Source organism: Bacteroides faecis, from assembly GCF_020091505.1.
GTDB lineage: Bacteria > Bacteroidota > Bacteroidia > Bacteroidales > Bacteroidaceae > Bacteroides > Bacteroides faecis.
Genome location: NZ_CP081916.1, coordinates 4,526,225 through 4,540,557, shown reverse-complemented (window position 1 = coordinate 4,540,557; position 14,333 = coordinate 4,526,225). Strand labels below are relative to the sequence as shown.

Annotated in this window: 12 protein-coding genes and 1 pseudogene; all 13 read left to right on the top strand. The window is 45.0% G+C overall.

Annotated features, from left to right (window positions below):
• The first annotated feature begins 63 nt into the window (after nucleotides 1–63).
• The 13 genes and pseudogenes from K6V30_RS17795 to K6V30_RS17735 all read left to right on the top strand — a co-directional run bounded on the left by K6V30_RS17795 (nucleotide 64) and on the right by K6V30_RS17735 (nucleotide 14,279).
• Nucleotides 64–1,534 (top strand): annotated as a pseudogene (locus tag K6V30_RS17795) (Na(+)-translocating NADH-quinone reductase subunit A).
• Between the two features lie 49 nt (nucleotides 1,535–1,583).
• Entirely contained in the window at nucleotides 1,584–2,756 is a 1,173-nt protein-coding gene (locus K6V30_RS17790) for an NADH:ubiquinone reductase (Na(+)-transporting) subunit B (RefSeq protein WP_010537830.1), read from the top strand.
• Nucleotides 2,757–2,768: 12 nt separating this feature from the next.
• Nucleotides 2,769–3,443, top strand: coding sequence for a Na(+)-translocating NADH-quinone reductase subunit C (locus tag K6V30_RS17785; protein WP_055270078.1), 675 nt, complete (start codon nucleotides 2,769–2,771; stop codon nucleotides 3,441–3,443).
• Nucleotides 3,444–3,464: 21 nt separating this feature from the next.
• Nucleotides 3,465–4,106 (top strand): NADH:ubiquinone reductase (Na(+)-transporting) subunit D, encoded by a 642-nt coding sequence (locus K6V30_RS17780; RefSeq protein WP_010537832.1) that lies wholly within the window; start codon nucleotides 3,465–3,467, stop codon nucleotides 4,104–4,106.
• A gap of 140 nt (nucleotides 4,107–4,246) precedes the next feature.
• Complete coding sequence (nqrE, locus tag K6V30_RS17775) at nucleotides 4,247–4,873, top strand: NADH:ubiquinone reductase (Na(+)-transporting) subunit E (RefSeq protein WP_010537833.1); 627 nt, start codon at nucleotides 4,247–4,249, stop codon at nucleotides 4,871–4,873.
• An 18-nt stretch (nucleotides 4,874–4,891) separates the two neighbouring features.
• Nucleotides 4,892–6,166: an NADH:ubiquinone reductase (Na(+)-transporting) subunit F gene (gene nqrF, locus K6V30_RS17770; protein ID WP_055270012.1), complete on the top strand. Its 1,275-nt coding sequence runs from the start codon at nucleotides 4,892–4,894 to the stop codon at nucleotides 6,164–6,166.
• Nucleotides 6,167–6,579: 413 nt separating this feature from the next.
• Nucleotides 6,580–7,914 carry a DEAD/DEAH box helicase gene (locus tag K6V30_RS17765; protein WP_055270010.1) on the top strand — a complete coding sequence of 445 codons (1,335 nt, stop codon included), beginning with the start codon at nucleotides 6,580–6,582 and terminating at the stop codon, nucleotides 7,912–7,914.
• Between the two features lie 299 nt (nucleotides 7,915–8,213).
• Nucleotides 8,214–9,281: a 3-phosphoserine/phosphohydroxythreonine transaminase gene (serC, locus tag K6V30_RS17760; RefSeq protein ID WP_010537836.1), complete on the top strand. Its 1,068-nt coding sequence runs from the start codon at nucleotides 8,214–8,216 to the stop codon at nucleotides 9,279–9,281.
• 115 nt (nucleotides 9,282–9,396) lie between these two features.
• A complete protein-coding gene (locus tag K6V30_RS17755) occupies nucleotides 9,397–10,317 on the top strand; it encodes an NAD(P)-dependent oxidoreductase (protein WP_010537837.1) in 921 nt (306 codons plus the stop codon).
• A 123-nt stretch (nucleotides 10,318–10,440) separates the two neighbouring features.
• Nucleotides 10,441–11,688 (top strand): DUF1015 domain-containing protein, encoded by a 1,248-nt coding sequence (locus K6V30_RS17750; RefSeq protein WP_010537838.1) that lies wholly within the window; start codon nucleotides 10,441–10,443, stop codon nucleotides 11,686–11,688.
• A 232-nt stretch (nucleotides 11,689–11,920) separates the two neighbouring features.
• Nucleotides 11,921–12,529, top strand: a complete 609-nt coding sequence (locus K6V30_RS17745; protein WP_010537839.1) for an IMPACT family protein — start codon at nucleotides 11,921–11,923, stop codon at nucleotides 12,527–12,529.
• A 52-nt stretch (nucleotides 12,530–12,581) separates the two neighbouring features.
• Complete coding sequence (locus tag K6V30_RS17740; RefSeq protein WP_010537840.1) at nucleotides 12,582–13,667, top strand: HpaII family restriction endonuclease; 1,086 nt, start codon at nucleotides 12,582–12,584, stop codon at nucleotides 13,665–13,667.
• A gap of 42 nt (nucleotides 13,668–13,709) precedes the next feature.
• Entirely contained in the window at nucleotides 13,710–14,279 is a 570-nt protein-coding gene (locus K6V30_RS17735; protein WP_010537841.1) for a nitroreductase family protein, read from the top strand.
• The last annotated feature ends 54 nt before the right edge of the window (nucleotides 14,280–14,333 follow it).

Genomic DNA, 14,333 nt, shown 5'->3' with positions numbered 1-14,333 from the left:
CCGACAAACACGCTGCACAGACTTGTACGCCGCAAGGTCTTCCAGCCTGCTTTATTGAAGAACGTGTGCGAACACAAAAGGAATTACGGATATTTTTCCGTAATTCCTTTCTTTTTTCCTCCCGAATCACATTATTATTTATTACTTTTGCGGCAAATTTTATGAAACCATTATTTTATATAGCATGGCAAATGTAATAAAGTTACGTAAAGGCCTTGACATAAACCTGAAAGGTAAAGCTGCTGAGACGTACACAACAGTGAAAGAGCCGGGATTTTACGCACTCGTACCCGATGATTTTCCTGGAGTGACACCGAAAGTGGTAGTGAAAGAGCAGGAGTATGTGATGGCTGGTGGACCCTTGTTTATTGACAAGTATCATCCTGAAGTGAAATTTGTTTCGCCCGTAAGTGGCGTAGTGACGAGCGTTGAACGTGGTGCTCGCCGCAAGGTATTGAACATCGTGGTGGAAGCTGCAGCTGAGCAGGACTACGAGGAATTTGGTAAGAAGAACGTATCCTCCATGGATGCGGAGGCAGTGAAGTCCGCTTTGTTGGAAGCAGGTCTGTTTGCGTTTATCAAGCAACGTCCGTATGACATCATTGCAGACCCGACAGTGACACCGAAAGGCATCTTCGTTTCCGCATTCGATACCAATCCGCTGGCTCCCGACTTCGAATTCGCATTGAAAGGCGAAGAAGCGAACTTCCAGACAGGACTTGATGCCCTCGCCAAACTGGCAAAAACTTACTTGAGTATCAGCGTGAAACAGAAAGCTGCTGCACTGACACAGGCTAAGAACGTTACCATCACCGCTTTTGACGGACCGAACCCTGCCGGCAACGTAGGTGTTCAGATCAACCACCTCGACCCCGTTTCAAAGGGCGAAACAGTGTGGACAATCGATCCGCAAGCCGTTATCTTCATCGGTCGCCTCTTCAATACAGGTCGTGTGAACTTCACTCGTACAGTAGCCGTGACAGGTTCCGAAGTGTTGAAACCTGCTTACTGCAAACTTCAGGTAGGTGCATTGCTGACCAACGTATTTGCCGGAAACGTAACAAAAGATAGAGATTTGCGCTACATCAGCGGTAACGTGCTGAGCGGCAAACAAGTTTCTCCGAACGGATTCCTGGGCGCTTTCCATAGCCAGCTGACTGTAATCCCCGAAGGTGACGACATCCACGAAATGCTCGGATGGATCATGCCACGCTTCAACCAGTTCAGTGCCAATCATTCATATTTCAGTTGGTTGATGGGCAAAAAGGAATACACGCTGGATGCACGTATCAAAGGTGGCGAACGTCACATGATCATGTCTGGCGAATATGACAAAGTGTTCCCGATGGATATCCTGCCCGAATACCTGATTAAAGCAATCATCGCCGGTGACATCGACCGCATGGAAGCGCTGGGTATCTACGAAGTGGCTCCCGAAGACTTCGCACTCTGCGAATTCGTCTGCTCTTCGAAGATGGAACTGCAACGCATCGTCCGTGCCGGACTCGATATGCTGCGTGCTGAAATGGCATAATCCGCATGGCAAATTGTAAATTGTAAATCGTAAAATAGTAAATATATTAATGAAAGCGTTAAGAAATTATCTCGATAAGATAAAGCCGAACTTTGAAGAGGGCGGTAAATTCCACGCATTCCAGTCGGTGTTCGACGGCTTCGAAACATTCCTGTTCGTGCCCAGCAAGACTGCGAAAACGGGAACGCACATACACGACGCGATCGACAGCAAGCGTATTATGTCGATTGTGGTTATTTCGTTAGTACCGGCGTTGCTGTTCGGTATGTACAACGTAGGTTACCAGCATTTCACCCATACAGGTGCTACTGGCAGCTTCATCGAAATGTTTATCTACGGATTCCTGGCTGTATTGCCTAAAATAATCGTATCTTATGTAGTAGGTCTGGGAATTGAGTTCGTTGTAGCTCAATGGAAGAAGGAAGAAATCCAGGAAGGATTCCTCGTTTCCGGTATTCTGATCCCGATGATTGTTCCGGTAGACTGTCCGCTGTGGATTCTTGCCGTAGCTACTGCATTCTCTGTAATTTTTGCAAAAGAAGTATTCGGTGGTACAGGTATGAATGTGTTCAACGTAGCGTTGATCACCCGTGCATTCCTGTTCTTCGCTTATCCTACTAAGATGTCCGGTGATGCTGTTTGGGTATCCGGTGACACGATTTTCGGTATGGGACAGGCAGTAGACGGTCTGACTGTTGCTACTCCGTTGGGACAGGCAGCTACTTCGGGTTCGGTTCCTCCGTTCAGCATGGATATGATCACAGGTCTGATTCCCGGTTCTATCGGTGAAACCAGTGTGATCGCTATCTTGATCGGTGCCGTTATCCTGTTGTGGACAGGCGTTGCAAGCTGGAAAACAATGATTTCCGTATTCGTTGGTGGTGCATTCATGGCTTGGGTATTCAATGCTATCGGCATGGAAAACAATACAATGGCTCAGATGCCTTGGTACGAACACCTTGTACTGGGTGGTTTCTGCTTCGGTGCTGTGTTCATGGCTACCGACCCCGTGACGTCCGCACGTACGGAAAGAGGTAAATACATCTTCGGATTCCTCATCGGTGTGATGGCTATCGTTATCCGCGTGCTGAACCCGGGTTATCCTGAAGGTATGATGCTCGCCATCCTGTTGATGAACATCTTCGCTCCGCTGATTGACTACTGTGTAGTACAGAGCAACATCAGCCGCCGCGAAAAACGCGCTGTTAAGTCTAACCAATAATACCGAATGAAAATGAATACAAATAGTAATAGTTATACTATCATTTATGCTTCGGTAATGGTTGTTATCGTTGCATTCCTGCTGGCATTCGTTAGTTCTTCACTGAAAGCTACACAAGACAAGAATGTGCAGTTGGACACTAAAAAGCAGATTCTTGCCGCATTGAACGTTAAGAATGTGGAAGATGCTGATGCTGAGTATCAGAAATATGTAAAAGGTGATATGCTGATGAACGTAGACGGCACACTGGCTGAAAATACAGACGAGTTTGCTACTAACTACGAGAAAGAAGCCAAAGAACACCAACGTCTGCACGTATTCGTATGTGATGTGGACGGCCAGACTAAATATGTGTTTCCAGTTTACGGTGCCGGTCTTTGGGGCGGTATCTGGGGATATGTTGCCCTGAATGAGGACAAAGACACTGTTTACGGTGTTTACTTCTCACACGCAAGTGAAACTCCGGGGTTGGGTGCGGAAATCGCTACTGAACATTTCCAAAATGAATTTGTGGGCAAAAAGACACTCGAGAATGGTGCTGTTGCCTTGGGTGTTGTAAAGAACGGCAAGGTAGAGAAACCTGATTACCAGGTAGACGGTATCTCTGGTGGTACAATCACTTCGGTGGGTGTGGACGCCATGCTGAAAGCTTGCCTGAATAGTTACATAAGTTTTTTAACTAAATAATAAAGGAGGAGGATAAAGAATATGGGACAACTGTTTTCAAAGAAGAATAAAGAAGTATTCTCTGCTCCGTTGGGAATCGATAATCCGGTAACCGTACAGGTGCTTGGTATCTGTTCTGCACTTGCTGTTACTGCCAAACTGGAGCCTGCTATCGTGATGGGGCTTTCCGTAACGGTTATTACGGCTTTCTCTAACGTGGTTATTTCACTGTTGCGTAAGACGATTCCAAACCGTATCCGTATCATCGTTCAGTTGGTAGTGGTAGCGGCTTTGGTTACCATCGTAAGTGAAATTCTGAAAGCGTTTGCATATGATGTAAGCGTACAGCTCTCGGTATATGTAGGTTTGATTATTACCAACTGTATCCTGATGGGACGTCTGGAAGCATTTGCCATGCAGAACGGTCCTTGGGAATCATTCCTTGACGGTGTTGGTAATGGTTTGGGTTATGCCAAAATTCTGGTGATCGTAGCATTCTTCCGCGAACTGCTTGGTTCGGGAACTCTGCTTGGCTTCAATATCTTGAACTACGAGCCTATCCAGAACATCGGTTATGTGAACAACGGTCTGATGTTGATGCCGCCGATGGCATTGATCATCGTAGCTTGCATTATATGGTATCAGCGTGCACGTCACAAAGAGCTGCAAGAAGAAAGTAATTAATATAAATGAAGAATGGAGAATGATGAATGAAGAATTGTCTGTGCAGTATCTGCTGTCGGGGCATTCGTTTACATCATTCCTGATTTATTAGTATGTGTAACACTCTTAAGTTCTTCATTCTTAATTCTTAATTAAAATATATGGAACATTTATTAAGTTTATTCGTCCGCTCCATCTTTGTGGACAATATGATATTCGCATTCTTCTTGGGTATGTGCTCATACTTGGCTGTATCAAAGAATGTGAAGACTGCTGTAGGACTGGGTATCGCGGTAACTTTTGTGTTACTGGTTACACTTCCGGTGAACTATTTATTGCAAACGAGAGTGCTGGCTGCCAACGCTATTATCGAAGGCGTTGACCTCAGCTTCCTGAGTTTTATTCTTTTCATTGCCGTTATTGCCGGTATCGTGCAATTGGTAGAGATGGTGGTAGAACGTTTCAGCCCGTCGCTGTACGCTTCACTGGGTATCTTCCTGCCGTTGATTGCCGTAAACTGTGCTATCATGGGTGCTTCTTTGTTTATGCAACAACGCATCAACCTGGGTGCAAGCGATCCGAAATACATCGGTGATGTATGGGATGCTCTTTCTTATGCACTCGGTTCGGGTATCGGTTGGCTGCTGGCTATCGTTGGTCTGGCTGCTATCCGCGAGAAGATGGCTTACTCTGATGTGCCTGCTCCGCTGAAAGGACTGGGTATTACATTTATCACTGTAGGTCTGATGGCAATCGCATTTATGTGTTTCTCTGGTTTGAACATCTAAAAAGAAAGGAATAAGACAATGGATATGAATTTAATATTATCAAGCATTGGGGTATTCCTTGTGGTTATTCTGTTGCTTGTTGTTATCTTGCTGGTTGCCAAGAAATTTCTGGTGCCTTCAGGAAACGTGAAACTAACGATCAATGGCGAAACAGGACTGGAAGTAGAGTCCGGTTCTACATTGCTTAATACGCTGGCTGTAAACGGAGTATTCCTGTCATCCGCTTGTGGTGGTAAGGGCTCTTGCGGACAGTGCAAATGTCAGGTACTCGAAGGTGGCGGCGAAATCCTGCCTTCTGAAGTTCCTCACTTCAGCCGTAAGCAGCAGCAAGACCACTGGCGTCTGGGCTGTCAGGTGAAAGTGAAAAGTGACATGGCTATCAAGATCGACGAGTCGGTACTTGGCGTGAAAGAGTGGGAGTGCGAAGTTATCTCCAACAAGAATGTGGCTACATTTATCAAAGAGTTTATCGTGGCATTGCCTAAGGGTGAACACATGGACTTTATCCCAGGTTCTTACGCACAGATCAAGATACCTAAATTCTCAATGGATTACGATAAGGACATTGACAAGAGCCTGATCGGTGACGAATATCTGCCTGCATGGGAGAAATTCGGCTTGATGGGCTTGAAATGTAAGAACGAAGAGGAAACAATCCGCGCTTACTCTATGGCCAACTACCCTGCTGAAGGTGACCGTATCATGCTGACTGTACGTATCGCTACTCCTCCGTTCAAACCGAAAGAACAAGGTCCCGGATTTATGGATGTAATGCCGGGTATCGCTTCTTCTTATATCTTCACGCTGAAACCGGGTGATAAGGTTATGATGAGCGGTCCTTACGGAGACTTCCATCCGATTCTCGACTCTAACAAGGAAATGATGTGGATCGGTGGTGGTGCCGGTATGGCTCCGTTGCGTGCGCAGATCATGCACTTGACAAAGACACTGCATATCACTGACCGTAAGATGTCTTACTTCTACGGTGCCCGTGCACTGAACGAAGTGTTCTATCTGGAAGACTTCCTGCAAATCGAAAAGGATTTCCCGAACTTCACATTCCATCTGGCACTTGACCGTCCGGACCCTGCTGCTGATGCTGCTGGTGTGAAATATACTCCGGGCTTCGTACACAACGTAATTTATGAAACTTACCTGAAGAATCACGAAGCTCCCGAAGATATCGAATACTACATGTGTGGTCCTGGCCCGATGTCGAAAGCTGTTGAGAAGATGCTCGATGATCTCGGCGTTCCGGCTCAGAACCTGATGTTCGACAACTTCGGCGGATAACAGAGAGAGATTACTCCAAGACCTGTTTCCAGAATAACATGACATCAGTCTATGAAAAGACTGAAATGAAACTTTTGGAATATATGGCGGGAAATTTGAAAAAGACGATCGTTCTTTTCAGATTTCCCGCCTTCTTTTATAGATGTCGTCTGACCGATTTTATTGCTTCAGTACTTCTTATCAGTTGCCTCGGTGCTTAGTAGCAGTTGCCTCGGTGCTTAGTAGCAGTCACCTCGGTGCTTAATGGCAGTTGCCTCGGTGCTTAATGGCAGTCACCTCGGTGCTTAATGGCAGTAGTCACGGGGCTCAGCATTGTTCGGCTCGGTGCCCGGCAGTCGTCAATTCGGTGCTCAGTAATCCAATAATTTGGCTACATCTTCTATTGAAGAACCTTTTTTTGTATCTTTGTCCCCATGTTAGAGAAAAATGAAATCATACAGTCCGCTCTTCAGAATCTGAAGATTGAATCTTTGAACCCGATGCAGGAAGCTGCACTCGAACAGGGAACGGGTAAGAAAGATGTTATCCTGTTGTCACCGACAGGTTCGGGTAAGACATTGGCATATCTTTTGCCTCTGCTGCTTACACTCAAACCGAATAACGATAGTGTGCAGGTACTGATCCTGGTCCCTTCCCGTGAGCTGGCTTTACAGATAGATACCGTATTCCGGAGTATGAGAACTTCGTGGAAGACTTGTTGCTGCTACGGTGGTCATCCCATTGCCGAAGAAAAGAAAAGCATCGCCGGAAATCACCCTGCTATTATAATAGGTACTCCGGGACGTATTACCGATCATCTGGCCAAAGGAAACTTTGATCCCGAAACCATCGGAACCTTGATTATCGATGAATTTGACAAGTCACTGGAGTTCGGCTTCCATGATGAAATGGCGGAGATTATTGCCCAGCTTCCCGGTTTGAAAAAGCGTGTATTGCTTTCGGCTACTGATGCCGAAGAAATCCCCCGGTTCACAGGGCTGAACCGGACGGTCAAACTGGATTTCCTTCCGGAAACTTCTCACGAGCAAGAGACCCGGTTGAAACTGATGAAGGTGCTTTCTCCTTCCAAAGATAAGATTGATACGCTTTATAATCTGCTTTGTACATTAGGAAGCAGTTCCAGTATTGTGTTCTGTAACCATCGGGATGCAGTGGACCGGGTACATAAGTTGCTGGAAGATAGGAAACTGTCTGCCGAACGTTTTCATGGCGGTATGGAACAGCCGGACCGTGAACGGGCGTTATATAAATTCCGTAACGGTAGCTGCCATGTACTGATCTCTACCGACTTGGCTGCCCGCGGACTTGATATCCCGGAAATAGAGCATATCATCCACTATCATCTGCCGGTGAACGAGGAAGCATTTACACATCGTAACGGACGTACGGCACGCTGGGACGCAACGGGTACATCTTACCTTATTCTTCATGCTGAAGAGAAACTTCCGGAATATATTCCTCAAGACATGGAAACAATGGAGTTGCCCGAAAATCCTGCCCGTCCTCCCAAATCCGTTTGGACTACTATATATATAGGTAAGGGGAAAAAGGAGAAGCTGAGCCGGATGGATATTGCCGGGTTCCTCTATAAGAAAGGTAATCTGACCCGCGAAGATGTAGGGGCGATTGATGTGAAAGAGCATTATGCTTTTGTAGCCGTTCGCCGGGCTAAAGTAAAACAGCTTCTGAACCTCATTCAAGGTGAGAAAATCAAGGGGATGAAGACTATTATCGAAGAAGCCAAGTAGGAGATTTTTCTTTTATTTTTCACTGTGTTTCTTTATAAATATTCATTTAGCAAGCATTTTTCTTTCACTCTATAAGTGATTATTCCCGTCAGGTTATATTTTCACCTTTTATCCCTTACTTGACATGTATAGATAACAATATGGTGTATATATGTTGTATAAACCAATAAAAAGAAAGAGAAATCTGCTTTAAAACAGTATTTTTATAAGGAAAGATTTGTGCACCGGAAATAAATTCGTAAATTCGCAAGGTCAAAAGACATAAACTAACGAAATGTTAAACCAAAAACAAACTTCAAATGAAAAAGCATAATTTCAATGCAGGACCTTCCATTCTTCCGCGTGAGGTGATAGAGGATACAGCGAAGGCTATTTTAGATTTCAACGGCTCTGGTCTCTCTCTGATGGAAATCAGTCACCGCGCCAAAGACTTCCAACCTGTGGTTGACGAAGCAGAGGCATTATTCAAGGAATTACTCAATATCCCCGAAGGTTATTCGGTACTGTTCCTGGGCGGTGGTGCTAGTATGGAGTTCTGCATGGTACCTTTCAACTTCCTTGAAAAAAAGGCTGCTTATCTGAATACAGGTGTGTGGGCAAAGAAAGCAATGAAAGAAGCTAAGGGGTTTGGTGAAGTTGTAGAAGTTGCTTCTTCCGCTGAAGCTACATATACTTACATCCCGAAAGATTACACAATTCCTGCTGACGCAGATTATTTTCACATAACCACAAATAACACGATTTACGGTACAGAATTGAAAAAAGACCTTGACTCTCCGGTTCCAATGGTTGCCGATATGTCTTCTGATATTTTCTCACGTCCGATCGATGTTTCTAAATATATCTGTATTTATGGTGGTGCGCAGAAAAATCTGGCTCCTGCCGGTGTTACATTCGTTATCGTGAAGAATGATGCAGTAGGTAAAGTGTCCCGTTACATCCCGTCAATGCTGAACTATCAGACTCATATTGACAACGGTTCTATGTTCAACACTCCTCCGGTAGTGCCTATCTATGCTGCATTGCTGAACTTGCGCTGGATCAAAGCACAGGGTGGTGTGAAAGAAATGGAACGTCGTGCTATCGAAAAGGCTGATATGCTGTACGCTGAAATCGACCGTAACAAAATGTTTGTAGGTACTGCTGCCAAGGAAGACCGTTCACGCATGAACATCTGCTTCGTAATGGCTCCCGAATACAAAGACCTGGAAGCTGACTTCATGAAGTTCGCTACAGAAAAAGGTATGGTAGGTATCAAAGGACACCGTTCAGTGGGTGGTTTCCGTGCTTCTTGCTACAATGCTCTGCCGAAAGAAAGCGTACAGGCTTTGATCGACTGCATGCAGGAATTTGAAAAACTTCATTAATAATATAAACAGAGTCACCACAGATTGCACGGATTTACACTGAAATCTTATTGAATATAGTGTGTAGACCGGTGAAATCTGTGGTGAATCTTTTTTCAAAAGATACAGATTAATTATGAAAGTACTTGTAGCTACTGAAAAACCGTTTGCCAAAGTTGCTGTAGACGGTATCCGTAAAGAAATCGAAGCAGCCGGATATGAGCTTGCTTTGCTGGAGAAATATACCGATAAGGCACAGTTGCTGGACGCAGTGAAAGATGCTAACGCTATCATTATCCGTAGTGATATTATTGATGCAGAAGTGCTGGATGCTGCCAAAGAATTGAAGATTGTAGTTCGTGCAGGTGCAGGATACGATAATGTAGACCTGGCTGCTGCCACTGCTCACAATGTTTGTGTAATGAATACTCCGGGACAGAACTCGAATGCAGTTGCCGAACTGGCTTTAGGGATGATGGTATACGCCGTTCGTAACTTCTATAACGGTACTTCCGGTACAGAATTGATGGGTAAGAAACTGGGTATCCATGCGTACGGAAATGTGGGTCGTAACGTTGCCCGTATAGCTAAAGGCTTCGGAATGGAAGTATATGCTTACGATGCTTTCTGCCCGAAAGAAGTGATCGAGAAAGATGGTGTGAAAGCTCTTGATTCGGCAGAAGAACTGTACAAGACTTGTCAGGTAGTGTCTCTTCATATTCCGGCAACTGCTGAGACGAAGAACTCTATCAATTACGCTTTGCTGAAAGACATGCCGAAAGGTGCTATGCTGGTGAACACTGCCCGTAAGGAAGTGATCAACGAAGCCGAGCTGATCAAATTGATGGAAGAACGTGCTGACTTCAAGTATATGACAGATATCATGCCTGCTGCTAACGCTGAATTTGCAGAGAAGTTTGCCGGACGTTATTTCTCTACTCCGAAGAAGATGGGTGCACAGACTGCCGAAGCAAATATCAATGCCGGTATTGCTGCTGCTCAACAGATTGTCGGTTTCCTGAAAGACGGCTGCGAGAAGTTCAGAGTAAACAAGTAAGTTATATTCTGAATAAAAACACTCTGTTACAGAATGTCTTTTTTAGAAATAAGTAGTATATTTGAGCCACAGATTTTCATGAAGTCTGTGGCTTTTAATTTATATATATAAAATACTAATATCATGGCAATAATTAAACCTTTCAAGGGCGTTCGTCCGCCGCAAGACCTGGTTGAACAGGTTGCTTCACGTCCTTACGATGTGTTAAATTCAGAAGAAGCACGTGCAGAAGCAGAAGGAAACGAAAAGTCTCTTTATCATATCATTAAGCCCGAAATAGATTTTCCTGTTGGCACGGATGAGCACGATGAGTGTGTTTATAAGAAAGCTGCCGAGAACTTCCAGTTGTTTCAGGATAAAGGCTGGTTAGTGCAGGATGCTAAGGAAAACTATTACATCTACGCCCAGACCATGAACGGGAAAACTCAGTACGGGCTGGTAGTAGGCGCTTATGTTCCTGATTACATGAACGGCATCATCAAGAAGCACGAACTCACCCGTCGTGATAAGGAAGAAGACCGTATGAAGCATGTCCGTGTGAACAATGCGAATATCGAACCGGTATTCTTTGCTTATCCCGATAATGCGAAACTGGATACAATCATTCGGAAATATACCGCCGAGAAGCCTGTTTATGACTTCATTGCTCCGGGTGACGGCTTCGGGCACACTTTCTGGATTGTTGACCAGGACGAAGATATTGCTTCGATAACTGCTGAATTTGCTAAAATGCCGGCTCTTTATATTGCCGACGGACATCACCGTTCCGCTGCTGCCGCTTTGGTGGGGGCTGAGAAAGCAAAGCAGAATGCGAATCATCGCGGTGATGAGGAGTATAACTACTTCATGGCTGTATGTTTTCCTGCCAATCAGCTGACTATCATCGATTATAACCGTGTAGTAAAAGACCTCAACGGACTGACTCCCGAACAGTTTCTTGCAGCATTGGACAAGAACTTTGTTGTAGAGGAAAAGGGAACTGAAATTTACAAACCGTCCGGTTTACACAATTTCTCGCTCTATCTGGGTGACAAGTGGTATAGTCTGACTGCAAAGGCAGGCACGTACAATGACAATGATCCTATCGGTGTACTTGATGTTACTATTTCTTCAAATCTGATTTTAGACGAGATTTTGGGAATAAAAGACCTCCGTTCCGATAAGCGTATCGACTTTGTTGGTGGTATCCGTGGTCTGGGAGAATTGAAGAAACGTGTCGACAGTGGAGAGATGAAAGTAGCTTTGGCACTTTATCCTGTATCCATGAAGCAACTGATGGACATTGCTGACACCGGTAATATTATGCCGCCCAAAACGACTTGGTTCGAACCGAAACTTCGTTCGGGACTAGTAATTCATAAATTGGATTAAAGTATATACTTTATAAAAATCGAGCGGTCAATCTCTCACAATCAACAAGATGTTTGTGAGAAGTTGACCGCTTGTTTGTGTTGAAATAACCGCTCGATTGCCTCTGAATGGCCGTTCGAATCTGCCTGAAAACCTGCCCGATTGAATCAAATGAGGCAGTCGTTTCGGTGAGATACTCTAATATTTTCGGGCAGCAGATGGAATTTCATCAAGAAAGCCGTATCTTTGCGGCATGACTGCTGAAGATACTTATAAAACTATCGTCGAACCTTCCGAAGGTATTTATACAGAAAAGCGAAGCAAGTTTATTGCCATCGCCTTGCCTGTGCGTACCCTTGATGAGATAAAAGCGCATCTTGAAACGTATCAGAAGAAGTATTATGATGCCCGGCACGTATGCTATGCTTATATGTTGGGTGCGGCGCGAAAGGATTTCCGCGCCAATGATAATGGTGAACCTTCGGGAACGGCGGGAAAGCCCATCCTCGGGCAAATAAACTCTAATGAGCTGACTGACATTCTGATTATTGTAGTCCGTTATTTTGGAGGGATCAAGTTGGGTACGAGCGGACTGATTGTTGCCTATAAAGCAGCCGCTGCCGAAGCAATTTCCGCCGCTACCATTATAGAAAAAACGGTGGATGAGGAAGTGACTGTGATGTTTGAATACCCTTTTATGAACGACATTATGCGTATTGTAAAGGAGGAAGAACCGGAAATTCTCAGTCAGTCGTACGATATGGATTGTAGCATGACGTTGCGTATCCGTCGTTCCATGATGCCCAAACTGCGTGCACGATTGGAGAAAGTAGAGACTGCACGGATTCTTGAAGAAGAGTAATCCATTGCAGCTTGTCAGGCAGAATGAATGTAATAAAGAAAAGTAAGAATATATGGCATTTGAAGCAACAAAAAGAGAATGGTGTGAACTCTATACTTTCTTTCGTCTATTGGCGGAAGGAAAAGTAGCGTTGGGCACGGCTAAGGCGAAGAAGGGAGAGATCAGCTGGCCTGTCGCAATGATTCAACGGGAAGAACATGACGGAACACGCTGTTATTATATAGAAAAAGAGAGTGTCCGCATCAAAGGCGAAAATAGTGAGAAGTCCGTTCCCCGGGAAGATTTCGGGATTGTGGCAGAGTTAATCTTACAGGCCGTCAAATCTTCTTCGGAAGAGGAGGTCACTTCTCCCGATGGCGTGGAAGAGTTTCTGGATGAGGTCGCTATTTTCGATTTGGAAGCAAAGACGGAAGATCGTACCGATTTTTATATTGCTTTCTGGCATCCGGAGGCACCGTTGAGCGGGTTCAGCGTCCGTTCGCGGCTGGGGGCTATGAACCCGTTGTTGGACGGAGGCCGCACAGCCAACTTGAAACTGGAGCAGAGCGGAGTCAAATTTGCGACTCCTACCGTAAATAAGATTAATGCGTTGCCGGAAGCTCCTAATGAAGTGGCAGAGCGAATGTTGCTGATTGAACGCTTGGGCGGGGTACTCAAATATTCGGACGTGGCAGATCGGGTATTCCGTAGCAATCTTTTGATGATTGATTTACATTTCCCCCGTGTGCTGACTGAAATGGTACGCATCATGCATTTGGATGATATTACCCGTATCAGCGAATTGACGGAAGTAATCAAACAGATGAACCCGTTGAAGATAAAAGATGAGCTGGTAAACAAACATGGTTTTTATGAGTTTAAAATAAAGCAGTTCTTGATGGCGTTAGCATTGGGCATGCGTCCGGCGAAGATATATACAGGACAGGATTCGGCTGTTGAAGGTATCTTGTTGATGGATGGGAGCGGAGAAGTACTTTGCTATCATAAGTCAGAAAGACCGGTGATGGAGGATTTTCTGTTTCTGAATACCCGTTTGGAGAAAGGCTCTCTGGATAAGGACAAATACGGTTTTCTGGAAAGAGAAAACGGAACGTATTACTTCAAACTGAATGCCAAGATCGGGCTCGTAAAACGATAATTGCAAGTGGTGAACGAGTTGTAAGTATAGTAAATATAGTATATGAAAACGAATGAAGTTTTAGAGAACATCAAAGCGCGTCGTAGTGTACGGGCTTATACTGACCGGCAGGTTTCGGAAGAAGACTTGCAGGCTATTTTGGAAGCTGCCACTTTTGCCCCCAGTGGGATGCACTTGGAGACGTGGCATTTTACTGCCATTCAGAATGCAGATAAACTGTCTGAATTGAATGAACGGATTAAAGGAGCTTTCGCTAAAAGTGACGAGCCGAAATTACAGGAGCGCGGTCACAGCAAAACGTATTGCTGTTATTATCATGCCCCGACTTTAGTGATCGTATCCAATGAACCGACGCAATGGTGGGCCGGTATGGACTGTGCCTGTGCTATTGAGAATATGTTTTTGGCTGCCCATTCTCTGGGGATCGGTTCTTGCTGGATCAATCAGTTAGGAACAACTTGCGATGATCCCGAAGTCCGTGAATTGATAACTTCGCTGGGTGTACCGAAAGACCATAAAGTATATGGCTGTGTAGCTTTGGGATATGCCGATCCTAAAATCTCAATGAGGGAGAAGGCGGTCAAGGCTGGAACAGTGACTGTTGTCAGATAGGACCCAGCTATGTTTCCGGCAAACATGGAATGAAGGCAGTATGATAACCGGAAG